Source organism: Rubritalea sp., assembly GCF_051252225.1.
Lineage (GTDB): Bacteria > Verrucomicrobiota > Verrucomicrobiia > Verrucomicrobiales > Akkermansiaceae > Rubritalea.
In genome coordinates this window covers 393,722-419,138 of the sequence record NZ_JBPOGE010000001.1, presented here as the reverse complement: position 1 = coordinate 419,138, position 25,417 = coordinate 393,722, and the positions used below count along the sequence as shown (strand labels likewise).

The window sequence follows — 25,417 nt, the reverse complement described above, 5'->3', positions numbered from 1 at the left end:
GCGATCTATATTAATAACACGTACATAAAATGGGACTATTTGTGACCGCGGGCACTCACCCACTTACCTTTTCGGATCACTTTAGAAAACTTCAGCCCTTGAGCCTCCGCAGCCGCTTTGGTTTCCTCCCATTGCTCAAAGAGAATCCCTGAAACCACTAGGTCTCCATCATCCTTGAGAGAAGCTGCAATCACCCCAAAGGCTTGCTGCAAGATGGTCGAAAATAGATTCGCCACGACCACATCCCATTGCTTAGGTGGCTCCCACTCTAGTACATCCTGCTGTAGAACCTTGATCTTATCTACCTTATTCAGGACTAGGTTCTGCTCAGACACTCTCACGGCTTGGGGATCAAAATCGTGAGCCTCACAAGACTCTGCTCCTAACACCCTAGCCGCAATTGCTAAAATTGCAGTCCCACAGCCTAAATCAAGCATATCCCATTGGCTTTTTTTACGTTCACGAGAAATATCAACCAAGAAGCGCAAACACGTAGACGTGGTGGCGTGATCGCCAGTACCGAAAGCCATTTCAGCAGGCATCCGCACCACTGTTCTATTAGGATATTCGGACTGCAGATCTTTCACTGCCTGAGTCTCGCGCGCACCAGTAATTAGCAGCGCATCACGAATCTTTAGTGGTGGACGAGCGACCTCAGATAGAGCTACCCAGTTTTGCTCTTTAACTGAGCGCACAGAGCCTCCGAATTGTTCTTGAATCACATCAGCCTCTTTCTGCGTCTCACAGTATACTTCCACACGAATCGATTTCCCTCCTTTGATCTCATTGATCACGCTATTAGGGTTTCCATAAAAGCGCTCTTCCCAAGCGTCTAGCCATTTGACGGATGATAATTTAGACCAATGCCACATAGCTAGTATCTAGATCAGCAACAGCAGCGAAGCAAGAAGATAGCAGTTAGAAACTACTCCACCCTCGGCTTCTCATTAAAAAACCAACCTAGCTTCACATCAAGGACGATTCGACTATTCCATAACATCACTCAACTCAGAAACTCCACAGCCCTAGTTAAATGCTCTGCCTGCTCCACAATCTCAGGAACTAGAAATTTATCACCTCGAACGACCGGACACCCAAGTAACAAAAAAGCGAACCGATGAAGGCTCGCTTTTTTAGTATATCCGATGGAGCGGGTGAAGAGATTCGAACTCTCGACATCGACCTTGGCAAGGTCGCGCTCTACCACTGAGCTACACCCGCTTTTATCGGTTATATATTTTTACTGCAGACCATTACCTTCGAGAAGAAAATGGAGCGGGTGAAGAGATTCGAACTCTCGACATCGACCTTGGCAAGGTCGCGCTCTACCACTGAGCTACACCCGCTTTGTTGCCTGCGGCGGGCGGATTTCTACACGATCACCAGAACGGCGCAAGCATTTTTTAATATCTTTTTCCGCTTATTTAACCCAAGTTAAGAAACAGCAATTACTTCGATAAGGTAAATTTATATTTCAGAAAGATTCTGGACGCCTTCACACCTATCAGATTAGCTTCGAGTCCATGAAATCCTGTCTCTTTATACTTCTCGGCATCTCTATTTTGGCAGGCCTAGTTCTCACCCTCGGTTCTATATTTTTCATCAGCGCCGACACGAAAGTCAAGGAAACCACACCATCGACTGAGGCCAGTCTCGAATAACCCCCCGATACACCCTCCCACCTGCAACTAGAAAAAGGCAATTTCACACGCTAACCTAGGTAGGGACGTCGCTCCGCCGACGTCCAGCAGTGCACAGACCTTCAAACCTTCAAAGAGACACCATTGGCTTCCTCCCACGCCTCACCAACGCCAATCCGTTCAGCCATCAACACATCCCCTCAGCTGGACACCGCGGAGCGGCGCCCCTACCTAGTCAAAAGGTCTCACAGACCTAAACCATCGCCCCCAAAAGCCATTCGTGTGATTCGTTAGCGTCGTTGTAAAAAATCCAACTCCCCCATTTCGCCTCTTTCGCGGTAAAATTTCCAAAAAAAATCGGCCACCGAGATTTACTCCCAGTGGCCGATAACTTAAAAGATTTCTCTCCTAAAATTAGTCTTCAGAGGACTCTTCTGAGCCACCTTCTTGCTTTGCATCACGAAGAGCTGCGCGGATAGACATCTTAACGCGACCTTTGTCGTCGATACCGATGCACTTGGCTTTCACCTTGTCACCCACGTTCACAACGTCTTCAGTCTTCTCTACACGGCCTTCAGCAAGCTCAGAGATGTGGATCAGCCCATCCTTACCAGGAAGAACTTCAACGAATGCACCGAACTTAGTACAAGAAACGATCTTACCATCATAAACCTTGCCTACTTCTACTTCAGCAAACATTTGATTGATCATCTCCTTAGCGCGCTCGAGTGACTCATTCTTAGAAGCGTAGATGTGCACAGTGCCATCGTCTTCGATGTTGAGGTCAGCACCAGACTCAGCTTGGATTGACTTAATGTTCTTGCCACCAGGGCCGATGAGCATGCCGATCTTATCAGGATTGATCTTCACAGACTCAATACGTGGAGCGTACTCAGAGATAGTTGCTGTGTCCTTAATGACAGAAAGCATCTTATCAAGAACGAGCGCGCGGCCGTCTTTAGCTTGGTAAACTGCCTCTTCGAGAATCTTAAGTGGGATACCGTCGAGCTTGAGGTCAAGCTGGTAGGAAGTCACACCTGCTGGAGTACCGCAAAGTTTGAAATCCATGTCACCGTAGAAATCTTCAGAACCGATGATGTCGAGAAGACGCTCGTACTGAACCATTTCACCAGCTTCATTGAAGTCAGTCACAAGACCTACAGAGATTCCTGAAACAGGAGCCTTGATAGGAACACCAGCACCGAGAAGTGACATTGTGCCCGCACATACTGTTGCCATGGAAGATGAGCCATTTGACTCAAGAACTTCAGACACGGTACGGATAGCGTATGGGAACACGTCTTCGTCAGGGATCACTGGAGCGATAGAACGCTCAGCGAGGTTACCGTGACCGATTTCACGACGGTTGAGACCACCGAAGCGACCTGCTTCACCAACGGAGAATGGTGGGAAGCTGTAGTGAAGGATGAAACGCTTGCTGTCTTCGCCACCTGCGTAGTTGTCGAAGTACTGACGCTCGTCAGCTGGTGCGAGTGTGGATACTGCAAGTGCTTGTGTTTCACCACGAGCAAAGAGAGCAGAACCGTGAACGCGTGGAAGGAGACCTTCTTCAGCGAAAAGTGGACGGAGATCAGCTGGCTTACGGCCATCTGCACGCACACCTTTTTCAAGGATAGATACGCGGAATGCCTTCTTCTGAAGGTACTCGAATGCTTGTTCGATCTGGAAATCATTAGTTTCAGGGAAACGCTCCATGATCGCAGCTTCCACTTCGTCACGAAGTGCGCCAACTTTCTGGGAACGCTCAACCTTAGTCGCAGCGTAGATAGCACCTTCGATACGCTCACCAGCGATTTCGTAAGCGATATCAAGAAGATCCTGCTCAGCCACAGAAACTGTGTACGGGCGAGTTTCTTTACCAGCGAGAGCCTTGAGCTCTTCCTGAGCAGCAACGAGCTTTTGCACACTCTGTTGAGCGAAGTAGAGGGCTTTGACGAATTCCTCTTCAGGAACCTGGTCAGCACCACCTTCGATCATGATCACGTTTTCTTTGTCACCTACATAAACAAGATCGAGATCAGACTCTTCACGTTGTTCGAATGTTGGGTTGATCACGAACTCACCTTCAACACGACCAACACGCACAGCACCGATTGGGCGAGCGAATGGGATGTCAGAGATAGAAAGCGCTGCAGAAGCACCATTCATGGAAAGGATGTCCGCATCGTTGATACCGTCAGCAGAAAGCATGAGCGCTACGATCTGTGTCTCGTAGAGATAACCTTTAGGGAAAAGTGGGCGTAGAGGACGGTCAGTCATACGGCATGTGAGGATCTCCTTCTCAGTCGGACGACCTTCACGCTTGAAGTAGCCACCTGGGAAAACACCAGCGGCGAATGCTCTCTCTTTGTATTCTACAGAGAGCGGGAACCAGGACTGCCCCGGCTTGATTTTAGTAAGGGAACAAGCAGTCACAAGAACTGTAGTTTCACCTGAAGTTACGACAACAGCACCGTCTGCGAGCTTTGCCATTTTACCAGTTTCGAAACTGATAGGGTTTGAGCCAACCTGGCTCGTTACTTTATGTATATTCATTATTCTTCTTTTCGTCACACTCTCAGCACATCTTTGGCTAGGAGCTTTATTTGCTTCGAGACAACAACGGACCTTCCGCTGCGCTCAGGAAGGAATTCAGATGACGTGCCGTCATTCCTACCTGTAAAATTAATGAGGGATTATAAATTCAGAAATCGATAAGCTCTCTTAAAACGAGCTTTATTTAACACGAATTTCACGAATTGCACTAAATTCTTTTCCGCTAGAAATCAACAATATTGCCAGCTTTACCCAGCTCAAGGTATCTAAATCGATCACCCAGCTCAAAACTCATTCTACACCCCTCATTTTTAATTCGTGATATCGAATTAAAAAAAGAAAGGCCACGGCGTGAACCGTGACCTTTCAAAAGTAACTTAGCGGCGGAGACCAAGACCTTTAAGGGCCTTCTGGTAACGCTCTTCTGAGTTCGCCTTGAGGTAATCAAGAAGTTTACGACGGCGAGACACGAGTTGAAGTAGTCCGCGGCGGCTAGATACGTCCTTCTTGTTTGCATTCATGTGATCTGTAAGATGAAGAATGCGCACAGTGAGAAGTGCAATCTGATAATCGGCACTGCCAGTGTCACCTTCGTGAAGCTGGAAGTCTTTCGGGTTGATAGTAATATCGCTCATTTTGAATTTAATGTGTTCAGGACCAGTCCTTCATGAACCAGACCTCCCTATTCGGGACGGCGGTATCTAACCTTCTTACTATCACAAAGCAAGTATTAATCCACACTCTACAAATCATTCAAGGCCGGATGCCCTGGGAAAGTCTTTCGCACGAAATTAGCCTGCTCATCATAAACCTCTCCAGAGATACTACGCCTTTTTAAATACATGATATAGTTCATACGTAACAATAGATTCTGAGGTGCAATTGCCAGAGCTCTCCTGTAACACTCCATAACTTCATCGTCACGTCCGCCATATTGCTCGAGAAGATTGATACGAATACCCCAAGCTCTCCAATGACCCTCAAACACATCTAATATATCTAGGTTTATCGCAAGAGCTAGATCAGTATAGTCTATCTTATTCGATGGATCATAATGCGCTTTTAATTGTAAGGCCTCAATAGCCTGTAACATAGCAGGAACATATCTAGGGTCAGCCTGTAACGCCAATGCCGCATTAGAATAAAGAGCATCTATCTCAGCATATTTGACGGATTCACCTGCTGCTAACCTCCCGTCTAAATCGATTTTAGCTAAGCGATTTTCTTCAGAGATCCACATAGCTCGTACGCTAGCAATCCCGATGAACAGCATAAAGAAACTCACAACACCGCAGATTAGAACCACCCCCTTAGCTAATAACCTACTTCGAAAACGTGGCCAACATAACTCTTGAGCGATAAAAGCCAGATAAATAAAACTAACGAAAAGCAATGTTTGGTATTTAGTCAGGAAGTCGACACAGCCATGTATGAGATAACCACTAACTCCGATAATACATACTTGAACAAGTGCTTTCTGAGATGGTGATCCCAATCTCTGAAGAGATAGAAAACCCATTATTAACACCCCACACACGGGCAAATAATATAGCATAGCTCCGACTATCCCGTTCTCAGCTAATAACTCAAGCGGGTCTGAATGCACGTGAGTCTCCTCAACCATGTACGATATTGGCTCAACGGTATCCCAGACATATCGAAAACTACCTTCTCCTATGCCAAATAATGGTTGATCCTTAAAAATCTCCCAAGCTATTGGGTAGTAGATATTCCGGGAACCCTCCCCCTGAGTCTCCACCAAAATCTCCACTCGCTTGCTCATCACGGACTGTGTTTCACTAAATGCATAAAACTGTAGACCCGCAGCAACAACAAAAACTAGAAAAGTCAAAGCTCTTTGCTTCCATGTACTCCCCAAAAAAAGTGCATACAGAATATATTGTATACCCAACGTAATCAGAGCCCCACGGCTAACCCCTAAAAAAACACCCCATTGTAAAAATAGAAAAATTAGCACAGACAGCACTTTAACCAAAGTGCTGCAATTAAACTTAAAAGCATAGAACAACGGGATAGGCATAGCGATCATCACAAATGCTGCATACGCATTGGGTTGCCCAAAAAAACCAGCCATCCTTTGATTATATTGCGATAAGCGATGGGTAGAGAATGGACCCCATTCATAGTCCACATAAGCTTGGTAATAAGCGGCTCCAGCACAACACACCCCTAAAAACAGCAAACCACCCAGCACACTCCATTTGGCTCTTTCACCTCGTATCAAGGCATAAGACACATAAAACACTAACCCTCCGACAACCTGACACACAATAGTCCGCCACGCATCCCATGGAGCAACACTTAGTAGAAGCCCGCTCAAAAAAACAGACAAAACCCATGGAGCAAAAATCCATCCACCAAAATCAACGGCGCGGGTAAAACAAAGATGGATCAGCCCTATGAGCAACAAAATTCCGCCACAAACCAAACTCGACATCAGCACTGAAGCTGAGCTTTGAGTTCCACCCCAGTGTATAAGCACAGAAACTAAAACGCATAACATGAGCGCCCCCCCTAACACTCCCCACCTCGAATTCTGCACTTTGAGCATATAAAATGAACTAACAGAATACCCTCTCAACACAAGATCGCAAATCTACAATTTAGTTAACTCTGAACAATCAACCTAAATGACCAGTAACTAATTCACTTGTCAGATCAACATCTGTAAATTACCCAATGCTAATGGCAACAGAAACTACCCTAATCCTCTTCAAACCTGACACCGTTGAAAAGAACCTTTCCGGCAAAGTCCTCGAGCGTTTTCTCGCTGAAGGCCTTGTGATTCGCGGCATCAAAATGATGACTCTGAGCGACGAACTACTCGCTGAACACTACTCACACGTGGCAGATAAGCCGTTCTTCCCAGAGATCGTTGCATTCATGCAGAAAACTCCAGTCATCGCCCTCGCTCTTGAAGGTGAAGAAGCAATTGGCCGCGTGCGCGACCTCCTCGGCCCGACAAACTCCAAAGAAGCTCCTGCTGGCACGCTCCGCGGTGACCTCGGCGAAGACATGATGACCAATGTCTGTCACGCATCCGACAGCCCAGAAACAGCAGACGCAGAACTCAAGCGCTTCTTCAATGAAGGCGAAGTCTTCAGCTTCTAATCGATTTTAGATAAATACACCCCTCTAGAACGCGCCGTCAGCAATGACCGCGCGTTTTTTTATTTTCAGATTGCTACCGCGTTCTCCACCCTGAAGCTTGCTTCATCAAACAAGCATTCAATATTTATCACTCAACATTGATGAGCTTCCGCTCATCAATATACTTCCTATACGCCTTAATCGTATAATTAAAGCGGCCGTAGTACTGAATCATTTCATCAACCTTCTCTTGAGAAAACTCCTGCAACCTTCCCTCCTCAAGGGCTCTATCAAAAGCCGCAGCGTACTCTTTTGTTTTCTCAATGAAAAATTTATAGTCCACTTCTAAATCAGGATTCTCCCGCCCCTCACGTTTCGCATAAACGTCACGGTATATCAGAACAGTTTCAGCAGCAGAAGCGGCCGTGAGAGCATCATTAGGGTCATTGATCCTCCCTTCAGTCAGAGTTAAAGTTTTCTTAGAAATTTCCAAAATTTTCTCGAACCCACCTTCTCTACTCTCAAGCTCCACATAGATGTTGTAATTCGCGTAATTCGTGGGATCCATCGCATAGGCGAGCTCCATTATTTCCCAGATCCTTTTTCCCTCAAAGGCGCGAGCCTCAGCCTTGCGCCCCTTAGGATTATGATTCTGCCGGGTATTACTCTCTAACCCAGCAAGCTCTGACTTGCGTTGCGCTAACCAAGGGCGATCCTTTCCCGCAAAGACAGTAGCATGATCATGTGAATGACCATGCCCCGCGGTAGCACAACTAGAACAACCAGCACAATCTTCGTGAGACTTCATATGCTCATGCCCCTGCCCCCCATGGGACAGTAAATGAACTGGTTCTTGCAAAGCAGCTCCAATAACCTCCCCATAGGGACTCTGCCTGAGATCGAACGGGTTCAACTCTCGCTTTGCCAATAAGCTCTTCACCCGCCCTTGACCATCTGAGATTAGCGCAATCCCTACTACAGCCACAATAATACCTAGCAGTAGTTTCATTTCTTCTTCGGAGTAAAAATCAGATAGCTCAACACACTCAACAAAATCCCCCATCCTGCCAAATACTCGAATACCGCAAAAAATTCGCTATTGCTCATCGCCCCTTGGCTATGCACAAAGCGATGCGTCAAATCAGCTAGATAGAAATGCGGTAATACAACATACAGCAAATCCATGTAAAACGCATCTTCGCCAATCACCATCTTCTCCACCGCCAGTACAGCATAAAAACCAAGAAGATAAACAAACACACTCCCTGTATACCCCACCAATGCTCCAAAACGACTCGCTAACGCGATCGCCAACTGCGTCAAAGACAAAGTCAGAAGCAACATCAACACACCATGTTGAACACAAAGTACCACCCAATGCTTAAGTTCCTCGGCATCCCCTGGAGCTGCGGCAAAGATACTGACCAACATAGGCAGCAACGCAATCGCTACTGCGAATACCGCCGCACACGCGGAAAGTGCCAACATTTGACTCCCCCGCCCCTCGCCGCGACTTAGGAAATACTCCCCCATCTTACTGCGCACATGCTCACCACCTAGGTTTGCCGCTAAATACGACAACCACAAACACGCTGCCAACCAAGCCAATTGCCAAGCCGCCTGTGCGCGCGCTGGAGCTAACACCGATGGATCAGCCACATAATTAGTCATTTGCTGAAATACAAAAGGCCCGAGAGCCAACAGCAAAAGTACGACGAAAAACGTCTTCTGCCGCACCGCCATCACTAACGAAAGTTTAAATAGTGTCTTCATTACCTCAGCGCCTCCTTCAGCTCACCCCAGCCCTGACCAGTCCTACTATTCGATGCCGTGATTTCACCCTCAGAAATAAGCACCGCACTATGAATTGCCATACTATCGAAATCTGGGTGACAACTCACCAAACGACAAACCCCCTCCTCATTCTCAGCCCAGTATTCCATAAAGGCATCGCGCACATAAGAATCGAGCCCGGTAAACGGCTCATCGAGTAACAGCACATTGCCACCAGCAGGATCGCAGAAAAACTCCGCCATCAGCCAGCTAATCTTCCGTTTATTACCAGTAGAAAGGTTGCAATAATTCTTCTTCACATCCAGCTCCACCTTATCAGCAAAGCTAAAACACGCCTCTCTCCGCTCTTGCGGCACCAAGGTCTTCAAAATCACTTCCGCAGAAAGGTGGTCATTGTACTCAATATCCTCGGGAACATACTGCACAATCCCTTCAATATTTACCACCCCACTAACGGTCGGTAAACTTTTAGCCAAGGTCCTGAGCAATGTCGTCTTCCCTCGCCCATTCCTGGCCAATAGGTAATGCGTACCCTCACCCAACACAAAACCAGTATTACACTGAGCAATCATAGACTTCTTATAACCTATCTGGAACTCCGGGGGGATAGTTATCAAACATTTTTTAGCCATTAGGTTCGTAACTTAGTATGAATTCAGTTCAGCTCAAGTGAAGACTTCTCTTCTAGTCGATTTTTTGCATCTAACTCTAACAATTCAGCTTCAGCCCACTCACTTAGAACAAAACCTTTCGTATCGATACTAAGAATCTGCAGTAACGCCACCCTCAACTCAGCATCTCTTCCGTAGAGCCTTAGATGTTGTGCATAAAACTTCCAAGCCATCGCATGCATAGGAGCTAACTCTAAAGCCTTTTGATAAGATGCGTCAGCCTCATCAACTCGATCAGGATCCAACCCAAGACTTACCCCCCTTTCAGCCCAAAGCCTCCAACTCTGAGGTGTAACACTCAAAGCCAAATCGAAAGCTTCCACACTATCCTCCACCACTAGTTTCAGGCGGACATTCTCCAAGTACTGATAGGATTGAAGATGCCGACCTTTCCCGAAATAAGCTGACACATTTCGACTATCTAACTCTATCGATTCATCAAACACCAGAGTGACACCTTGGAGATTCCCCTCTGGCACATCATAGTCTTCATTAAGGCTCGCGTAGATATAAGAGGCGTAACCCCATGCTTTAAATGACTTTCTTAGACTTTTTGCTGAAGGTAAAAACTCTACTAAAAATATAGCAGCCAACACCAATAATCCAAGCGACACACTAGACTTCCCCGCCCTATTTAGAGTCCACTTTCTGTAGCTTTCATCCTGCTGCATCAGCACAGCTAAATAAATCGCCACCAGAAACAACACGCTTATCATCTGTAATCCGATATCAACCATTTCATGCAGAGCAAAGCCCACAAGTCCGCATAAAGCCGACTGAGCATATATCTGCTTACTGTTCAACCTAGATTCACAAGCTCTTAAACTACCCCAAGCGCGCAGCAGAACTAACACCACCCCACTCAAGAAGAGTCCTAAACCAATAAAACCAGTCTCACAAAGAATCTGGAGATAATCTGAATGTACGAACTCTTCCCCCATTGTTGAATACACTGGAAACTGCCTATCCCAAAGTAATTGAAAGTTACCAAAACCTACGCCGAATAACGGCTTTTGTAAGATTAAATCAACCGCAGCAGCATAATACACTATCCTGACTCCCCCACCTCCGCTTTCGACCAACCTCTCAAATCTTTCTCCCCCTGCTACACTAAATAAAGAATTCCCAAAGTAAAGCACTCCAAATACTCCGATAAAACAAACAAGCGTCACAACCCTGGCACGCCATTCGTTAGCAGAAAAATAAGCCGAGGCAGCTAACACAGGAAAAGCACACAAGGTCACAGCCCGGCTCTGACTCACAATGACACACCACATAAAAAGTAAAGCTAACCCACCAAAAACAGCTCTAAACCTCTCCCCTTTAACAGCTCTCAGCAAAGTATAGGGCAGTAACATCAACATGAAAATAGCAAAACTATTAGGCTGCCCGAACAAACCGCTCACTCGGTTTCCATATTGAGCTTTCACGGAACCCACAACTGGATGCCACGAAGGATCAACAAAAAACTGAAACAGTGCACACACTCCAATAAGTAGACCTAAAACCATGAGACCTCCGAAAAGCCATTTCAGCGAATCTTCCCGCATTCGGTAGACACTAGCGCACAGAATCCCCGCACTCAGTAGAGCAATCAATATAGTTTTCCCAAACACTGGAGTTCGCCCAAGCCAGACAAAATTAAAAACCATATATCCTAACCAACTCATCAGCAATAAACTTGACACTGTGGCGCGAACTCCATTCGTCCGCCATACTACCCAAGCGCCTAGCAGTAACAGAAAAACAGAAGATGTGATCGCAACAATTGGCCCCGCAGACCTCAAGACTTGCCCTCCATTATGCGCACAGAGGTATAACATCATCACCGAGATCAACACCGGCAACACAGTCTCGCGCCAGCCTGCCGCATTTTGACTATCTAACCTCCTTGCATGGGGGCCACACTCGCGATTCAAGCAATTCATGATATCCATCATAAATAGCGCCCTCTACTTTCTAGCAAGAAAAAAGCTCAGAACCTCCTACTCTGCTTACACTGAAGCCCTTAATTTAGAGCCATTAAAATAACGCACTCTCTATTCTGCAAAATAATGTGAATTAATACACGATACCATTCTCCTTGTGTAATTTACCAAGAATATTAAATTTAGATTGCCAACCACCAGCCTCCTTGTATTACATCCTATACGCCTTTATTCGTGACCTAGACCACACACGACATTTTTAACTTCACAAACGAACTTCCCCTGCACATACTTTGAAATACAGTGCGCCCCCCTATCGCATTTCACAAACCCATGGAAGCTGCAGTCAACATACAGAGCCCGCCCCCCCTCCCAACAGAACATGGAGGACAGACATTCAATGAATCCATGTCTGGCGAAGAGATTCTTCGCATCATTTTCCAGACATGTCAGCAGCGAGGAGTCTCAGACATCCAGCTACGTGCAAACCGCCCGTTGTATATTGAGACCCACCACGGCATGGAAGCCCTCCCCCACCTAGGCATCCTCACATCTGATGCGATGCTCAATATCTATGAAGCCCTACTCAACAACAAAGATGAGGATTCCCACGGCTTTGGCGACTCCGAGCATGAGCGTGATCACGTAAAAGAGGCTCTAGACGCATTCCAAGAACGACGTGTAGATGACTTTTCCTGTAGCGGCATCGAATACGGTGACAACGGCGAAATTTCCGGCCGCCTCCGTATCCAGACACACCTTTCAGCCCCAGGCCTAGGAATCACTTGCCGAATCCTCAACGACAACATCCCTGAGTTAGAATCCCTCGGCATCCTCCCAGACACTATCCAGTCACTCCGCCATGCCGTACTGAAACGAGCTGGACTCTGCCTAGTCACAGGACCCACCGGCTCCGGTAAATCCACCACGCTAGCATCTCTTGTAGACTGGGCTCGTCGTCACCATCCTAAACACATCGTCACCGTAGAAGACCCTGTTGAGTACCAATACCCGCACGACATGGATGACCCAGATGTACCGGGGATGAAAACCCTCGCGCCATCCATCGTAACCCAACAAGAAGTAGGCCGTGACGTATCCTCCTATCGCCAAGGCCTCAAGGATGTACTTCGTAAAGCACCCCACATCATTCTGCTAGGTGAGATCCGCGACCGTGAAGCCATGGACACCTGCCTAGAGGCCGCCCAAACTGGCCACCTAGTCCTCTCCACCCTACACACCACTGGAGCCGTAAAGACTATGGGACGTATTCTCGAAATGTACCCTAAGGACAAACACGCTTCCATCCTCAACCGCCTCGGTGAAATTATGATTTTCATCCACTCACAAGGCCTCCTCACTGGAGTACATGGTCGAGTTCTCACCTACGAATTCCTTAATAACAATGACGACTCAGTAGGTGCCGCCATTGCAGCGTACGACCGTGGAGCCTCTGCACTAGAAGACGCTATTCGTCGCTCAGGAAACGTCCAATGGGACAACAATCTATACAGACTTTATCAACAGGGACTCATCTCCCAAGACGCTTTTGAGAATGCCAAGCTCGCTAAATCTAGTGAAGACTAACATTCCCAAATCCCCCCATACATAAACCAAAACCATAAACTAAATACATACCATGAAAAAGAATACATTCGCCCTCAAGGGTCAAAAAGGTGTTACACTGATCGAACTTTCAGTCGTAATCGCAGTTATCCTCGTACTCATCTCCGTACTATTCATCGGAGCAAGCTACTACAAAACATCAGCTAACTCTGCCGCTTGTACAGTAAACCGCTCATCCATCCAAAAAGGAGCTGACTCATACATGAACATCTCAGGACTCTCCACCACAAGCGTCACTGACGCAGGCTTACTTGCGGGTCCATTCAGCGCAGGTCTACCTGTATGCCCAACTGGAGGTGCTGGCACCTACACCATTACCGCAGCCAACGGCTCCTCATCAGTAACCTGCACATCTCACTAAAAATAAGGCTTCGAGCCTTATTTTAACGTCAATCAAACCATCCCCACCCCCGTCAAAAGAGGTGGGGATTTATATTGCCCTATAACATAGATTGTTCACAATCTTGAACATAATTTTATGACACTTAGCCAACCTGAATCATTAAGCTTTGGCAAACGCTTCAAGCAAGCCAAGCAACTCAGCAAAGAGACGAGCAGAGCAGACAACCCTAACTGGTATGCAGATGCCTTTTCCATTAACCTGCAACTTCATATATTTGTCGGATCAGACTCAGGCGCTATTTCATATATCCGCAACACCTCCACAGGTGAATGGGCAAAAGGCCCAAACATCTCTCCCGAGATGGAGGAAGCCCCTAGCCTCCTCAAACCAGTCCTCGACGGCATCGTTCAAGAACACCTCACAAGCGAAAAGAACCCCGGCTTAGGAATCATCCTCTATGTCGCAGATGAATTCGCCACTGCTGAACCTGGACCAGAACATCAGAATCCAGCCGAAATAGATGAACTACGTCGCAAGATCATAAAAGATCCACGCGCTATTCTCGAAGACGCCTCGGTATCCAACCAGTCTCATGCATGGCGCCTCTTCCCATACCCCGGTGCAGCCAGTGGTCAACCATTTGCAACCGCTATCGCCTTCACCCGCCGCCATGAAAGCCTCCTACAGGAATGCCGAGACTACGGCAACCTAAGTAATATTCCTATAAGAACCCGAGCCGTAAGCGCTCCACTCTGTGCAATCAGTGCCATCCCATGGCTACTAGAACAAAAACCAGAAAACGGTTTCGTCACTATCCACCACTACCCGCGCTTTTCCGTCCTTAGCTTTTTCAACATCCATGGTGATCTCATCCTCATTCGCACCCTGCAGCACCATGGCAACGTCCCTTTTTCACCGCAGACAGCCTCGGCGATTTTAACTACCGCCACCTCATTAGAGTTAGAAAACCCACATGTTTTCCTTATCCCTATGGCCGGCGCCGCACCTATGGGCATGAGTGACTCACTCTCAAGCATGCTACCGAACTCGCAAGTTATCACTCTCAGCCCCACAAGTTCAGCTCTCCACATTCCTACCGCACCGTCAGCAATAAAAGGCAAAAACGAAAGCCTCGGCATGACTCGCCCTTGGAAGTGGTCCGACCTCACCGCACAAACTGCAGTTGAAAATGAGCCAACTCAAGCAGGTGCTTCTGAAGCCAATTCAGACACAGCAATCCCAGGTGTTACACGCCCATGGAAGATACAAGACATGGCAGCAGTAGCAATGCTCTCACAGGTTCGCCTAGAAGTAGTAGCCACCACTAACCCTCCTTCCGCCAGTAACTCAGCCCTAGCAGAGAGCCATACATTTAAAACTCTAGTGGAGGAGATGTGGCCGATCCAAGATTTCTTGCCCGCTCCGGAAAAAGAACTCGCACTTTACCCGCAACAAGTAGAAATGAAAGCTCTTAAGTGGAGTAAATTTCTCAAAATGGCTGCAGTTGCAGGTCTTGCACTAGCTCTAACCAAAGCAGGATGGGACGTATATTCAGCTACTAAAGACCCAGCTTGGGGCTACATGACAGACCATCCGCAAATGCACATTATGATGCTCAAGAAAAAAGCGGGAGACTCCAACCGTCTAAACCTGCTACTCAGTGACCGCTCCCGTGGCTGGACTGCGATGGAAGTCCTTCCCGCACTATTCCCTGAAAACTCAGGCATAAAAGTCGACAGCTATAGCTACAATGCTGAAATTTCCCCAGCTGATGCCTCCAATAAAAAGATTCCGGTCTCACGTAATTGGGCAATCACCGGCCAAGCAAACAAAAGCGGCAAACGCCTACTCGACAATCTCAATACCCGCGGAGGCATCATCGACGTATTTAAGCAAATTGAGACTACCACTGGAGACAACTCCTTCAACCCCGAGCTATACAATCGTACTCCGATTGCCGACATCCAAATCTCTACCCAGTCATCGAAAGTAAGTAACGATCCCTACACTTACAAATTCAGCATGAAACTGACCCAAAAATTTAATAATCAGGATCCACTCACTCTCCCTTCCAAGTAATTACTCTAAACAAAACCTTTTACGAAATGAAGAAATTTTATATCCAGTCGATAAGCGTCTTCTCGATCATCATCCCCCTCATCATCATCATCATAGCCTGGGTAGCCATAACCGTCGTGAAATCAACAATGCTCGGTGATTTTGAAAAAAACAAAGTCACCTACCAAACCGATCAATCACTCAACCAACAACTAAATATCCTCAAGAAGCAAGCCGGCTACGCCCAATACGTCCCACAATGGGAAGAACTCATGCAGGGTGACAGCTTTGCGAAAATGAATGGCCAGCTCGAGAAATCAATCGAATCAGCCAACAAATCAAAAACCCTCACCCTCACAAGCCAAAAACGTGAAGGCCGCCCAAACTTAGGAGTTGCTGGCCCATATTCAGCTTACAGCTATGGAATCCAAGGCACCTACGCTGAAGTTCAGCAGTGCCTTCTAGACCTCGAATCTAATATGCCTAACAGCATGCTCACAAAGCTCACAATCAATGCATCCAATAGCGGTAACTTCTATAACTTCAACCTCAATTTCACCACATGGGAACTCACCAAATAATCCTCCTGGTTTCATCTTTGCTAGCCTTACTCGCACACTCTGCTGATGACAACAAGAACGCCCGTTTCGAGCTAGGAGTCATTGACCAGTTCGTTATCGACCGTGGGGCAGAACTAGCTCTAAATGGTCGCAGCATTGACCCGTTCGGCAGACCTCTTGACCCAAACGTGAAAATCGAAACTCCAAAAGATGAGCCCGCAGTCGCTATCAAACCGCAAGTACAGCGCGTCCTCATCGAGAAAGAAATCACCCGTTTAGCGAAAAAAGCGAACATAGTAGGTCGCAGTATGATTATTGAAGGCCAACCCTATTTCCGAGGAGATACAATCAAAGTCAAAGTTAAAGGTAAAACTTTCCCTCTTAAGATTACTTCCATCACACGTTCGAAAGTCACTTTTTACGACGCAGATGATAAAAACGTTATCTCGCTCGACATGAATAACCTTCCAGATCTCCCACTCGGATCAAACGAAGAGGTAGACCTCGAAGGCAACCAAAAGACCCACGAGCTCAAGTAGTTAAAAATGCCGAAGCTAGCCTTGGTCACAGGAAAAAAAGTAATATTTAAACAAAAAAATAATTCAAACCTAGCCTAGAAACACTGAATAACTAGTCGTTAGATTAAACTTGCAGTCTAACAAGTTCCCCTATCTAATAAAAATAATCTCCCTACATATTAACAACATACATAAAACCATGAGAAGCTACACAAACAAGTTACTACCAAGTACTCTTGCCGCCTTCGCGCTTTATTCAGCGACGGCTCATGCGCAAGAAGAAACAACTCCAACCCCACCTCCAGCCCCTCCGGCTGTGGATACTGAAGAAGTAGTCATAGAGACATCTGAAAATGTGATCCCGACACCAGATGTTGCAGACATGACTACAACACCACCTGCTCCGGCCCCAGTTCTTCCAGGTGAAGAAGTAGCAGCTACTATTGAAGTAGAAGATACCGTTGTAGAAGTCGCTCCAGCTCAAGAAGAGCTCGAGGACGGAATGCGCCTAAACGATGCAGATCTCAATACAGTTTTTGAAGTTCTAGCGCGTGATGCTGGACTCTCCTACTTCCATAATAACCGTATCGCAGGCGAAGAATTTAAGGTGAACGGGTACCTTCGTGACGGTGATACAATTATCCAAATGGAAGACCTTGCGTTTAACAATGCACTCACACTCCACCGCCGCGGCAACACCATTTACGCTCTCACTAGTGACCAGCTTAGCCAACTTCCAGCTACTGAGTGGAACTACAACCTTCGCTATCTCCGTTCCCCTAACATGAAGGAACACATCAGAGAACTCGTATCTCCGCTTCTCAGTCCGAACACAGGTATTGTCAATTATGAAGAGAAGACAAACACTCTAATTATCATCGACACCCCCTACAAAATTGAGCGCGTTAAAAGTCTTCTTGAAAGAATTGATCGAGCCAAAGGTCAGATCGTAGTAGAAGTTAAAATTTACCGAGTCAACACATCAGCGGGTCAAAGCCTTGGTTTTGACTGGTCTGATTCACTTGGACCAAATGCTACTATCCCTACAAGAGCTGTTCTAGGAGTCAATAATCTACTTGGACTTCCAACAGACCTTACCACTCCTCTGGCAGCAAGTGATCTAGTGTTCTCACCCAACACTATCTCAGCAGTCCTTACAGCACTTAACGACGGTGGGGTAATCAAGCTTCAAAACAACCCAGTAATCATTACTGAAGATAACGAAGCTGCATCAATCACTATCATTGACCGTATTCCTATCATTACTACTGAATCCACTCAAAACAGTTCTGGTGGCAATCCAACAGTAACTGAAGAAGTTCGCTACAAAATCGATGAAGAAGACTCCACAGATCCAGAGGACACACGTGAAATTGGTACCACCATTTTCGTAACTCCGACACTCCTACCTGATGGAACCATTCGCCTCATGATGCGTCCACGAGCAGCAAGTGTGACTCGTTATGTTGAAAGCCTTGCCACAGGTAACTCCTATCCAGAAGTACGCGAGTCAACACTCACCACTATTGCTCGTATTCCAGATGGTCATTCTCTCATAGTTGGCGGCTTCTTCCAAGAGAGTGAAATTGAGGAGGAAACTAAAGTGCCCCTTCTTGGTGACATCCCAGTCATCAACTTTTTCTTCAAGAGTAAAACGACAGCAAAAGTACAAAGCAGCCTTCTCTTCGTAGTAACACCGAGTAGTTACTCTCCTGAGAATCATTCTTCGCACCACCGTATGCACAACAGAATTGAATCAAACCTCCAAGTGCGAGACAAGGACACTACATGGGATGATGAATCCAACTATGACCTAGAGAAGCCCAATCTAGAGCGTACATGGAACAACATCAAAAAAAGCGTAGCTGAGCCTGTAGAGTCTTCGAATAAGCGTCGTAACTACCGTCGTTAAGAAACCCTATTACGTTCCACGCTACTCAAGATGCAATCTGCAGATAACAGCGCAATCACTGAATGGCATAGCTATGCTCTACAGCAAAGCTCAGACATTTTCCTCAAGTCCAAAATCGCGACTAAGGAAGAAGTCTTCACCATAACAGAGCAATGCTTGAAAGCGTGGAAACAAGGCCTCGCTGCTGAGCCCCTTCATAGGCTCGCAGCCCTGGAGGATGACGATGAAAATCAATTTGAGGCAAGTATCGAGCGCTGGAGCGCCGTGCTTGCCTCACTAGTCACTCCAGTCATGCCCCCGGCTCCGTTTGCGTCGAAAATGATGACTCCGAATGGCTTCTATGAAAAACATGAGCCAATCTTCGAACTTGCACGCTCCCTACAGTGCCCTATCCTCTATAATGAAGATGCGGATGTAATAGGAGTGGGATCTATCAGTCCTGTCACCTGTACTATCTTTGCTCAAGCAGTGCATGCATACATCAGCGAAACCCAAGGCATCCTTCCATATATCACCTGTGTCCGACTCAACTACACGTCCTGGAAGGCACTCAATGCTAAACACTTTATACGATGATTGAATTTGATGGCCTTCAATTCAACGAGCTGATCTCAAAGCAGCTCATGCAGAGCCTCGGCGCTCATGATTCAGAATTCTCTGAAATATCACACGATCAAGTCCAAAACCGCGTTACAAAAACTACCTTTATGGCTGCGGTGGCTCAACTCAATGGTCTAGCCTTCTTCCCAAAAGTTGCGGAATTCTGTGATGGATCTTTACTGGAAAAATGCGACCCATCCACGTTAACTCGGGGTGATTTTACGCCCCTCTGCGTACACAACAACATTCTACTAATTGCGGTAGTCAACCCTTGGAACACTTCTGCTGATGAATATATCATGCAGCGCTTCCCTGAACTCGAGCTAGCTAAGATCGTAACTCTGAAATCTGAGATTTCTCGGACGATCGAAGCGACATCTGCTGGCGGCGGACCAAGTAGATCCGAACTTGAGTCGATCGAAGTTGAAGACTTTGAAGAGCACACCAAAGACTTTGACGTCACCTCTACCGACTGGGAAGAACCCATGGCATCCCTCACAGCCAACATTATGGCGGATGCCGTGAAACAAAGGGCGTCAGATGTACACATCAAGGTTGAGAAAGAGAGTTTCTATTATAGTTTCCGCGTCGATGGCAGTCTAGGAGACAAACGAGAACTACCCATGAAGTTAAAGGATCGTATTGATGCCTTTCTCCTCAACCTCATGAACCTCCCAACAGAAATCCGCGCTACAGCCGTGGGTATTTCAGGGCGCTTTACTATTTCCTATTTCCACCGCCCTATCGATATTCGTTATGAACGCCACCGTACTTATCGTGGATACCACGTGACGATGCGTTTGTTAGATAAAGGTCACTTAAACGTTACACTAGGGAAAGGTTCACTCGCGTTCGATGAAGAAACGCTTTTTGCTGTACGCCAAGTGATGAAAGTTCCTGCTGGAATTATCGTAATGAGTGGACCTACAGGTTCCGGAAAATCAACGACTATGAACGCGATGCTGCGTGAACTAAACAGACCAGATGTAAATATTCTAACCCTAGAAAATCCGGTAGAAGATGAAGTTCCAGGTATTACCCATTGTGACATGAAGTCAGCAGCGGAGTTCAAACCGATGATTTCATCCTTCATGCGTTCTGACCCAGATATTATCCTGATGGGTGAGGTGCGTGATATAGAATCAGCCGAGCTAGCTATTGAGGCAGCCGTGACTGGCCACAAAGTTCTTACAACTGTGCACACAGCTCGAGCCTCCCAGATCATTGAACGTTTTGAACAATTAGGAATTGAGCGGTGGAAAATCGCCCAAACGCTGAAAGCTGCATGTGCTCAACGCCTCCTGAAAATACTCTGCCCTTATTGTAAGGTTGAGATAGACGGTCTTTCTGAACTTGACCGCAGGACATTTCAATTAGATGATAGCTGGTCCAACAAAAAACTCTACGAAGCACACCCTGAAGGCTGCCAAGAGTGTCGTAATTCAGGCTATGCCGGACGTACTGCTATCTTAGAGATCATCCCCATCACCCCAAAAACTTCTGACCGGCTCTCCAAAGGAGAGATCTCCCCCTATGACCTGGAAGTACAAATTGCCGAAGAGGGTATTCTACCCAACCTCCGCCGCAGTGGCCTCAAACTGCTTGAAGCCGGAAAAACTGACCTCAATGCAGTCAGCAAAGTAATCGATATGACATCCGATGAATAATTCACAATCTCCACCAATAGCAACTGATTCTGCGACGAAGCCTAAAAAAAAGAGTCTAGGCCAAAAGGAAATAAAAATCCCGTTTCTCGATTCGGGCAAACCCAAGACATTTAAAACGAAGGCCCTTATTCAATTTTATCGTGGGGTGGCTTCGATGTTACGTGCTCAAATCAATACAGCTGATGCACTTAAATACTATGCTGATGGTTTGCCCGATAAGGTGATGGCTGATGCTTTAATCGAGATCAAAGAAGACATCCAAGCAGGCATATCAGTTTATGATGCGTTCAAACGTAGTAAACGCTTCGACGACATGACACTCGGACTGGTCAAAGCTGGCATGGACTCAGGTAAGCTTGACACGGCATTCAGTGACCTAGCAGAACGTGCTCAGACAAACATGAAGTTCAAAAAGCAGCTTCGTAAGATTGTACTCATTCCTTCATTTGTATTTCCCGCACTTATTTGTGCATTCATCTACTCTCAGGCCAGAATCGTCCCTCAAATCAAGGAGATGGTGGTCACTGGTGATTATGAGCCTCAAGGACCTGTACGATTTTTCTTCACCTTAAGTGATTTTGTCATCAAATGGTGGCCACTAGGAATCGCTATTCTAATTGCTATAGTTGTTTCTTTTGTCGTCTCAAATAAGCTACGACAAGGAGTACTTGTGCTAGCAATGTCAAAGATTCAAATTTTAAGAAAGCTCATCCAAGGATTCCGTCAAGTGACTTTCCTTGGTGTCATCAAGCTCCTCCACTCCAATGGTATTAATATGGCAAAAGCCATCCGCACCTCCGCGACAGCAGTCAAAGGCACTCCCTACGAAGCTGAACTACTCAGAGCTGCTGACCAGTACGAGAAAGCTGGCGTACCTCTCGCTATTGCTTTCACTAAATACACATCAGTAGACGCTCAAGTAGTCCACATGATGGCGATTGGTGAAAAATCCGCATCAATGAGCACGCAGCTCGACATGCTTGTAGAAATGTACGAGATTGATTGTGATCAATATATGGAGGATTTCACCAATATACTTAATTTCTTCGTTATGGGTGGTGCGGTTAGCCTTGTTGCCTTCGTTTTCTTGTCTGTATTTATGCCAGTCTTCTTGATGGGGCCAGAGATGATGCAACAAGCAATGTAACTTAACCTAAGTAAGTATTATGTTTCAGACAAAACTAGACAGATGGTTAAAAGAAAACCTCATCTACGAACATCATATCAAAGTAGTCAGCCTACCTGAAAAACTTCCTCGAGGTGTAAAAGTTTCTGAACTCCCTTCAAAGAATTACCACTATTTATTGATTGCTAAGAAGACCCAAGTTGCGGAAAGGCTCATAGCTCAACTCACACATACAGGATCTGCCTTTTCAACTAGGATCGCTGAAGGCTCTCATTGGTACAATCCGCTTATTAACAATAAGAAAAAAAGTTTTACGTTCCGAATTTTCTGGTGGGTAGTTGTCTTAATTATCGCGTATATACTCTATATACAAATTTCGATCTTCCTTGAGAGCGAATTTTTCTTTAAAGTAAAACAAGATCTCATAGAATTGCTCGGTAAATAATTATGAACACCACAACTCAACTCCCCGGTAAAAAAACGCTTCAACCGAAAGGTGTCACCCTCGTGGAGCTGTCCGTGGTGATGAGTGTTCTCATCATCTTAGTTTCAGCTACTACTTTTAGTGTGTCCGCCTACAAAAACTGGAAAACGGGTCTACAAGCGGGTGAAGACCTTAAAGCTATCTATCAAGCACAAAGGCTCTACCTAGCGGACAATCCTACTGTCGCCCCAGGCGCGCTTACAGCTGCATTAATCATCCCCTACTTGCCAGGAACGAATCCAGTAGCATTACCCGTAATCAACGACCTTGATGGCAATGCTCTCGCTATAACCATCACTGTGGTCCCTCCAGTTTTCGCCAATGGATACGACCCTTCCCCTCCAGCCAACAATGGAGTTTGGGATGCTGGTCAATAATCATTCAAAACAATGGGGACTGTGATTCGGAGCCTTACCGCCCTTCTTTTTTGTGCTTTTGTAACACTCCATGCAGCCCCTCCTGCAGCGCTAGTTGTAGAAGACGACACAGTACCCCAAGGCTATGACTTGTATGGGGAATATGAAGTTCATTCAATCATCCGTGTAAGCTCAGCCAAATCACGTTCCGTACCATTGCGCAATACGGTTTATAAAGTCTACTCGAACGGCCAAAAACTCCGCCTCTACCAAGAGGGGCTTGGCTCAGTTTTTCATAGCTATGAGATCTATCGAGCTGACGGCATTTCAGATCAGGATGATAACGGGAATATCTCTATCAAGCCGGGACTACAAGCTCGCCTAATCACAGATAACCTCGTCAAACAAATTTCCGTCACCCAGCAGAAACTCACCATCACTCAGTTTCCTCCTCTCTCAGACACTGTAGTGATTACCTACGCAAAGCTCGCTCAATGACCCCCATACCACTAGGGCTCAAAATGAATAAACTGAATACTGGTAACTATTGACTCCACCAGCTAAGACCAACTCGTAACACAGATACTACTTTTTCATGTCTCAGACAAATCAGAGCGAGATTACGCTCACCTATAAGTTTTTACTCATACTCAGCACCTTGAGTGCCGTTTTTTTTTGCTACCTCTATGTCACAAAACCTTGTGAGACAGTCATTTTGACGGAGCAGCCAAAGTCTGAGCAAATCGAACCTAGTCCAGAAGAAATAACGACAAGCCCAGTCAATAGCTTTGAAGCACTTTCTTCGAATTCTTTACCTTGTGAACTCTCGAGTAACTCAACAGAAGACACTTCTGATAATACACTAGATGGGATACCCCTCCCCCAAACTCCAAGTACTGCGGACAATATTGGATGGGAAGAGACAAACGACAGAGTTCAGCATGTCGTCACCGCTGAATATGGAGCTCAGAGTCAGCGAGTATTGATTGAAATACCTGTTATCTACAAAACACGCGGCCTACGCCTCGGTCCAGATCAAGCCAACGAAGCTCAACGTGTTCTCAGAGCTCTAAAAATCTATCAACAACAGATTAAGAAGCTTCACCAAGACGGGGAAAACATCCAAATGGCATGGAACTCGCTACTTCTATCAGCTCAACCCATCGAAGCTCTTCGAGCCGACAGCCCGTCGATCCCTCAAACTAGCTCCAGCAATCCCGCTCTTCTCAATGAGAACAGCGCACAAACCATTAAAGTTTCCCAATAATGAAAAAGCGCACACTTATCGCCAGTCTCATTTCTTGTCCCATATTGCTCTTTGCGCAGGACTCTCCAGCGGTGATCATCGTAGAAGAAGATGAACTCACTTTTGAAGAAGCTGCAGATGCCATTATGCAAGAGGAAACAGAGGAGAGCTTTCCAGGAGAAGATAATGGAGTTGAAGCAAAAGACACTGAAGATGACTTCTCTGAAGTAGCTGAAAATCTCGAATTCCTCGCTGAAATCCCTGACGAGGTAATTGAGGAAGAATTCACTCCAGAAGAGCCTGTCTTAATAAAAACTGAAATCCCACGTCCGATAGAACTGGCTCAAAAGCAAGCTGCAGATGTCATCTTAAAATCCCCCTGGGCTCCCAAACCTAAGCAAACTCCCCCAAGTGGTTGGCGCTATATCCCAGCACCCGCAAGTGAGGCACACCCGATGGAAATCTCTCTCAAGAACGGCAAAACCCTCAAACTATCTGTGACTCCCCACAAACTAGTCCCGGAAGACTCTCCAACCATTGTTCAAGCCGTAGAACCTGGCTACAATCCAGATCAAGGCTACCAACAAACCAACAGTGTATCTGCCCGTCTCCAATCAACAATTGACACACTATCACAGGCATCTAGCTCCCTTGACTCGAGCATTGAGCAACTTAGCCTCTTGGTGAACTCTCTTCCTAAATAGCAATGAACTACATACTCGCGATTGTCTGCGCATGCATCACTGGCATCGCGATTGGCATAGGCATAAATCATAAGCTAGATGACAAAAACTCAGTCATTATGCCTGCTGATGCAAGCTCACCACTGAGGCCAGTCTCCGACTTTGAGCATTCCTCTGATGAGAGTACCTTCACTGAGCTTGAGATTGGTGAAAACTTTGATTCTACCGCTTTAAGCCAAATGCAGGAACAACTCCAGCAACTCATCGCTCAACACGAACAAATGCAGAACCACCAATCCGAATTGAACCGTGAGGTCAATGCCATCCAATTCAGACTGGACACCCATAGTGAAAGTTTCAGACCATTACGCTCAGAGCGTGACACTCAAACGACTCCTCCCACTGCACCACAAGGCGTCAGCCCTCTCCTCCCACCACTCAGGTAACCCCTTATCCCTCGCCTGTTAGTAAATATAAATGCCCAGCATTAAAATGCTGACATCCCAGTTAAACATAGCGAAAGCCTAAAGTTTTGCTC

General features: G+C 46.4%; 25 protein-coding genes and 2 tRNA genes. 17 read left to right on the top strand and 10 right to left on the bottom strand.

Annotated features, from left to right (window positions below; all coding sequences use genetic code 11):
- Positions 1-35 precede the first annotated feature (35 nt).
- The 3 genes from ACSHX2_RS01860 to ACSHX2_RS01850 all read right to left on the bottom strand — a co-directional run bounded on the left by ACSHX2_RS01860 (position 36) and on the right by ACSHX2_RS01850 (position 1,346).
- The gene (locus ACSHX2_RS01860; protein ID WP_435690016.1) at positions 36-872 is read right to left on the bottom strand and encodes a 50S ribosomal protein L11 methyltransferase; all 837 of its coding nucleotides are present in this window, start codon (positions 870-872) and stop codon (positions 36-38) included.
- A 274-nt stretch (positions 873-1,146) separates the two neighbouring features.
- A tRNA-Gly gene (locus tag ACSHX2_RS01855) sits at positions 1,147-1,221 on the bottom strand.
- Positions 1,222-1,271: 50 nt separating this feature from the next.
- A tRNA-Gly gene (locus tag ACSHX2_RS01850) sits at positions 1,272-1,346 on the bottom strand.
- Positions 1,347-1,523: 177 nt separating this feature from the next.
- On the opposite strand from ACSHX2_RS01850, the gene ACSHX2_RS01845 reads away from it, so the two are divergent.
- Positions 1,524-1,661, top strand: a complete 138-nt coding sequence (locus tag ACSHX2_RS01845; RefSeq protein ID WP_435690014.1) for a hypothetical protein — start codon at positions 1,524-1,526, stop codon at positions 1,659-1,661.
- Positions 1,662-2,054: 393 nt separating this feature from the next.
- Here ACSHX2_RS01845 and ACSHX2_RS01840 read toward each other — a convergent pair whose 3' ends face one another.
- The 3 genes from ACSHX2_RS01840 to ACSHX2_RS01830 form a co-directional block, all read right to left on the bottom strand.
- Positions 2,055-4,196, bottom strand: a complete 2,142-nt coding sequence (locus ACSHX2_RS01840; protein ID WP_435690012.1) for a polyribonucleotide nucleotidyltransferase — start codon at positions 4,194-4,196, stop codon at positions 2,055-2,057.
- Positions 4,197-4,573: 377 nt separating this feature from the next.
- The gene (rpsO, locus tag ACSHX2_RS01835) at positions 4,574-4,831 is read right to left on the bottom strand and encodes a 30S ribosomal protein S15 (RefSeq protein ID WP_435690010.1); all 258 of its coding nucleotides are present in this window, start codon (positions 4,829-4,831) and stop codon (positions 4,574-4,576) included.
- 107 nt (positions 4,832-4,938) lie between these two features.
- A complete protein-coding gene (locus ACSHX2_RS01830; RefSeq protein ID WP_435690008.1) occupies positions 4,939-6,720 on the bottom strand; it encodes an O-antigen ligase family protein in 1,782 nt (593 codons plus the stop codon).
- A 182-nt stretch (positions 6,721-6,902) separates the two neighbouring features.
- Between ACSHX2_RS01830 and ndk the strand changes: the two genes are divergently transcribed.
- Positions 6,903-7,328: a nucleoside-diphosphate kinase gene (gene ndk / locus ACSHX2_RS01825; protein WP_435690006.1), complete on the top strand. Its 426-nt coding sequence runs from the start codon at positions 6,903-6,905 to the stop codon at positions 7,326-7,328.
- Between the two features lie 127 nt (positions 7,329-7,455).
- On the opposite strand, the gene ACSHX2_RS01820 is transcribed toward ndk, so the two are convergent.
- Genes ACSHX2_RS01820 through ACSHX2_RS01805 form a run of 4 tightly spaced genes read right to left on the bottom strand, consistent with a single transcriptional unit; the run spans position 7,456 to position 11,712 of the window.
- Entirely contained in the window at positions 7,456-8,316 is an 861-nt protein-coding gene (locus tag ACSHX2_RS01820) for a hypothetical protein (RefSeq protein ID WP_435690004.1), read from the bottom strand.
- A complete protein-coding gene (locus tag ACSHX2_RS01815) occupies positions 8,313-9,080 on the bottom strand; it encodes a hypothetical protein (RefSeq protein ID WP_435690002.1) in 768 nt (255 codons plus the stop codon). Before ACSHX2_RS01815 ends, ACSHX2_RS01820 begins: the two co-directional genes overlap by 4 nt.
- On the bottom strand, positions 9,080-9,733 hold the full coding sequence (locus tag ACSHX2_RS01810; RefSeq protein ID WP_435690000.1) for an ATP-binding cassette domain-containing protein: 654 nt from the start codon (positions 9,731-9,733) through the stop codon (positions 9,080-9,082). Before ACSHX2_RS01810 ends, ACSHX2_RS01815 begins: the two co-directional genes overlap by 1 nt.
- A 23-nt stretch (positions 9,734-9,756) precedes the next feature.
- Positions 9,757-11,712 carry an O-antigen ligase family protein gene (locus ACSHX2_RS01805; protein WP_435689998.1) on the bottom strand — a complete coding sequence of 652 codons (1,956 nt, stop codon included), beginning with the start codon at positions 11,710-11,712 and terminating at the stop codon, positions 9,757-9,759.
- Between the two features lie 321 nt (positions 11,713-12,033).
- Here ACSHX2_RS01805 and ACSHX2_RS01800 point away from each other — a divergent pair, with 321 nt between their 5' ends.
- The 15 genes from ACSHX2_RS01800 (at position 12,034) to ACSHX2_RS01730 (ending at position 25,325) form a co-directional block, all read left to right on the top strand.
- Positions 12,034-13,287: a type IV pilus twitching motility protein PilT gene (locus tag ACSHX2_RS01800; protein ID WP_435689996.1), complete on the top strand. Its 1,254-nt coding sequence runs from the start codon at positions 12,034-12,036 to the stop codon at positions 13,285-13,287.
- Between the two features lie 52 nt (positions 13,288-13,339).
- Positions 13,340-13,687 carry a prepilin-type N-terminal cleavage/methylation domain-containing protein gene (locus tag ACSHX2_RS01795; protein WP_435689994.1) on the top strand — a complete coding sequence of 116 codons (348 nt, stop codon included), beginning with the start codon at positions 13,340-13,342 and terminating at the stop codon, positions 13,685-13,687.
- A 117-nt stretch (positions 13,688-13,804) separates the two neighbouring features.
- Positions 13,805-15,748 carry a hypothetical protein gene (locus ACSHX2_RS01790; protein WP_435689993.1) on the top strand — a complete coding sequence of 648 codons (1,944 nt, stop codon included), beginning with the start codon at positions 13,805-13,807 and terminating at the stop codon, positions 15,746-15,748.
- A gap of 26 nt (positions 15,749-15,774) precedes the next feature.
- On the top strand, positions 15,775-16,308 hold the full coding sequence (locus ACSHX2_RS01785) for a hypothetical protein (protein ID WP_435689992.1): 534 nt from the start codon (positions 15,775-15,777) through the stop codon (positions 16,306-16,308).
- The gene (locus ACSHX2_RS01780; protein ID WP_435689991.1) at positions 16,290-16,826 is read left to right on the top strand and encodes a hypothetical protein; all 537 of its coding nucleotides are present in this window, start codon (positions 16,290-16,292) and stop codon (positions 16,824-16,826) included. The genes ACSHX2_RS01785 and ACSHX2_RS01780 overlap by 19 nt, the downstream gene beginning before the upstream one ends.
- Positions 16,827-17,004: 178 nt before the next feature.
- The gene (locus ACSHX2_RS01775; protein ID WP_435689989.1) at positions 17,005-18,717 is read left to right on the top strand and encodes a type II secretion system protein GspD; all 1,713 of its coding nucleotides are present in this window, start codon (positions 17,005-17,007) and stop codon (positions 18,715-18,717) included.
- Between the two features lie 30 nt (positions 18,718-18,747).
- On the top strand, positions 18,748-19,293 hold the full coding sequence (locus ACSHX2_RS01770; protein WP_435689987.1) for a hypothetical protein: 546 nt from the start codon (positions 18,748-18,750) through the stop codon (positions 19,291-19,293).
- On the top strand, positions 19,290-20,984 hold the full coding sequence (locus tag ACSHX2_RS01765; protein WP_435689985.1) for a GspE/PulE family protein: 1,695 nt from the start codon (positions 19,290-19,292) through the stop codon (positions 20,982-20,984). The genes ACSHX2_RS01770 and ACSHX2_RS01765 overlap by 4 nt, the downstream gene beginning before the upstream one ends.
- The gene (locus ACSHX2_RS01760; RefSeq protein ID WP_435689983.1) at positions 20,977-22,131 is read left to right on the top strand and encodes a type II secretion system F family protein; all 1,155 of its coding nucleotides are present in this window, start codon (positions 20,977-20,979) and stop codon (positions 22,129-22,131) included. The genes ACSHX2_RS01765 and ACSHX2_RS01760 overlap by 8 nt, the downstream gene beginning before the upstream one ends.
- A 19-nt stretch (positions 22,132-22,150) precedes the next feature.
- Entirely contained in the window at positions 22,151-22,555 is a 405-nt protein-coding gene (locus tag ACSHX2_RS01755) for a hypothetical protein (protein WP_435689982.1), read from the top strand.
- Between the two features lie 2 nt (positions 22,556-22,557).
- Positions 22,558-22,971, top strand: a complete 414-nt coding sequence (locus tag ACSHX2_RS01750; RefSeq protein ID WP_435689980.1) for a type II secretion system protein — start codon at positions 22,558-22,560, stop codon at positions 22,969-22,971.
- A 12-nt stretch (positions 22,972-22,983) separates the two neighbouring features.
- On the top strand, positions 22,984-23,448 hold the full coding sequence (locus ACSHX2_RS01745) for a hypothetical protein (protein WP_435689978.1): 465 nt from the start codon (positions 22,984-22,986) through the stop codon (positions 23,446-23,448).
- A 97-nt stretch (positions 23,449-23,545) separates the two neighbouring features.
- Positions 23,546-24,217, top strand: coding sequence for a hypothetical protein (locus tag ACSHX2_RS01740; RefSeq protein ID WP_435689976.1), 672 nt, complete (start codon positions 23,546-23,548; stop codon positions 24,215-24,217).
- A complete protein-coding gene (locus ACSHX2_RS01735) occupies positions 24,217-24,900 on the top strand; it encodes a hypothetical protein (protein WP_435689975.1) in 684 nt (227 codons plus the stop codon). Before ACSHX2_RS01740 ends, ACSHX2_RS01735 begins: the two co-directional genes overlap by 1 nt.
- Before the next feature lie 2 nt (positions 24,901-24,902).
- On the top strand, positions 24,903-25,325 hold the full coding sequence (locus ACSHX2_RS01730; protein WP_435689973.1) for a hypothetical protein: 423 nt from the start codon (positions 24,903-24,905) through the stop codon (positions 25,323-25,325).
- Positions 25,326-25,417: the final 92 nt, after the last annotated feature.

Bases quoted from the DNA above. Each gene is read 5' to 3' on its own strand.
- ACSHX2_RS01760 (WP_435689983.1), top strand. From the start codon at position 20,977: ATGAATAATTCACAATCTCCACCAATAGCAACTGATTCTGCGACGAAG.
- ACSHX2_RS01840 (WP_435690012.1), bottom strand. From the start codon at position 4,196: ATGAATATACATAAAGTAACGAGCCAGGTTGGCTCAAACCCTATCAGT.
- ACSHX2_RS01795 (WP_435689994.1), top strand. From the start codon at position 13,340: ATGAAAAAGAATACATTCGCCCTCAAGGGTCAAAAAGGTGTTACACTG.
- rpsO (WP_435690010.1), bottom strand. From the start codon at position 4,831: ATGAGCGATATTACTATCAACCCGAAAGACTTCCAGCTTCACGAAGGT.
- ACSHX2_RS01735 (WP_435689975.1), top strand. From the start codon at position 24,217: ATGAAAAAGCGCACACTTATCGCCAGTCTCATTTCTTGTCCCATATTG.
- ACSHX2_RS01830 (WP_435690008.1), bottom strand. From the start codon at position 6,720: ATGTTATGCGTTTTAGTTTCTGTGCTTATACACTGGGGTGGAACTCAA.
- ACSHX2_RS01845 (WP_435690014.1), top strand. From the start codon at position 1,524: ATGAAATCCTGTCTCTTTATACTTCTCGGCATCTCTATTTTGGCAGGC.
- ACSHX2_RS01805 (WP_435689998.1), bottom strand. From the start codon at position 11,712: ATGATGGATATCATGAATTGCTTGAATCGCGAGTGTGGCCCCCATGCA.
- ACSHX2_RS01775 (WP_435689989.1), top strand. From the start codon at position 17,005: ATGAGAAGCTACACAAACAAGTTACTACCAAGTACTCTTGCCGCCTTC.
- ACSHX2_RS01740 (WP_435689976.1), top strand. From the start codon at position 23,546: ATGTCTCAGACAAATCAGAGCGAGATTACGCTCACCTATAAGTTTTTA.
- ACSHX2_RS01785 (WP_435689992.1), top strand. From the start codon at position 15,775: ATGAAGAAATTTTATATCCAGTCGATAAGCGTCTTCTCGATCATCATC.
- ACSHX2_RS01745 (WP_435689978.1), top strand. From the start codon at position 22,984: ATGGGGACTGTGATTCGGAGCCTTACCGCCCTTCTTTTTTGTGCTTTT.
- ACSHX2_RS01770 (WP_435689987.1), top strand. From the start codon at position 18,748: ATGCAATCTGCAGATAACAGCGCAATCACTGAATGGCATAGCTATGCT.
- ACSHX2_RS01790 (WP_435689993.1), top strand. From the start codon at position 13,805: ATGACACTTAGCCAACCTGAATCATTAAGCTTTGGCAAACGCTTCAAG.
- ACSHX2_RS01755 (WP_435689982.1), top strand. From the start codon at position 22,151: ATGTTTCAGACAAAACTAGACAGATGGTTAAAAGAAAACCTCATCTAC.
- ACSHX2_RS01800 (WP_435689996.1), top strand. From the start codon at position 12,034: ATGGAAGCTGCAGTCAACATACAGAGCCCGCCCCCCCTCCCAACAGAA.
- ACSHX2_RS01810 (WP_435690000.1), bottom strand. From the start codon at position 9,733: ATGGCTAAAAAATGTTTGATAACTATCCCCCCGGAGTTCCAGATAGGT.
- ACSHX2_RS01860 (WP_435690016.1), bottom strand. From the start codon at position 872: ATGTGGCATTGGTCTAAATTATCATCCGTCAAATGGCTAGACGCTTGG.
- ACSHX2_RS01750 (WP_435689980.1), top strand. From the start codon at position 22,558: ATGAACACCACAACTCAACTCCCCGGTAAAAAAACGCTTCAACCGAAA.
- ACSHX2_RS01780 (WP_435689991.1), top strand. From the start codon at position 16,290: ATGGGAACTCACCAAATAATCCTCCTGGTTTCATCTTTGCTAGCCTTA.
- ACSHX2_RS01730 (WP_435689973.1), top strand. From the start codon at position 24,903: ATGAACTACATACTCGCGATTGTCTGCGCATGCATCACTGGCATCGCG.
- ACSHX2_RS01815 (WP_435690002.1), bottom strand. From the start codon at position 9,080: ATGAAGACACTATTTAAACTTTCGTTAGTGATGGCGGTGCGGCAGAAG.
- ACSHX2_RS01820 (WP_435690004.1), bottom strand. From the start codon at position 8,316: ATGAAACTACTGCTAGGTATTATTGTGGCTGTAGTAGGGATTGCGCTA.
- ACSHX2_RS01765 (WP_435689985.1), top strand. From the start codon at position 19,290: ATGATTGAATTTGATGGCCTTCAATTCAACGAGCTGATCTCAAAGCAG.
- ndk (WP_435690006.1), top strand. From the start codon at position 6,903: ATGGCAACAGAAACTACCCTAATCCTCTTCAAACCTGACACCGTTGAA.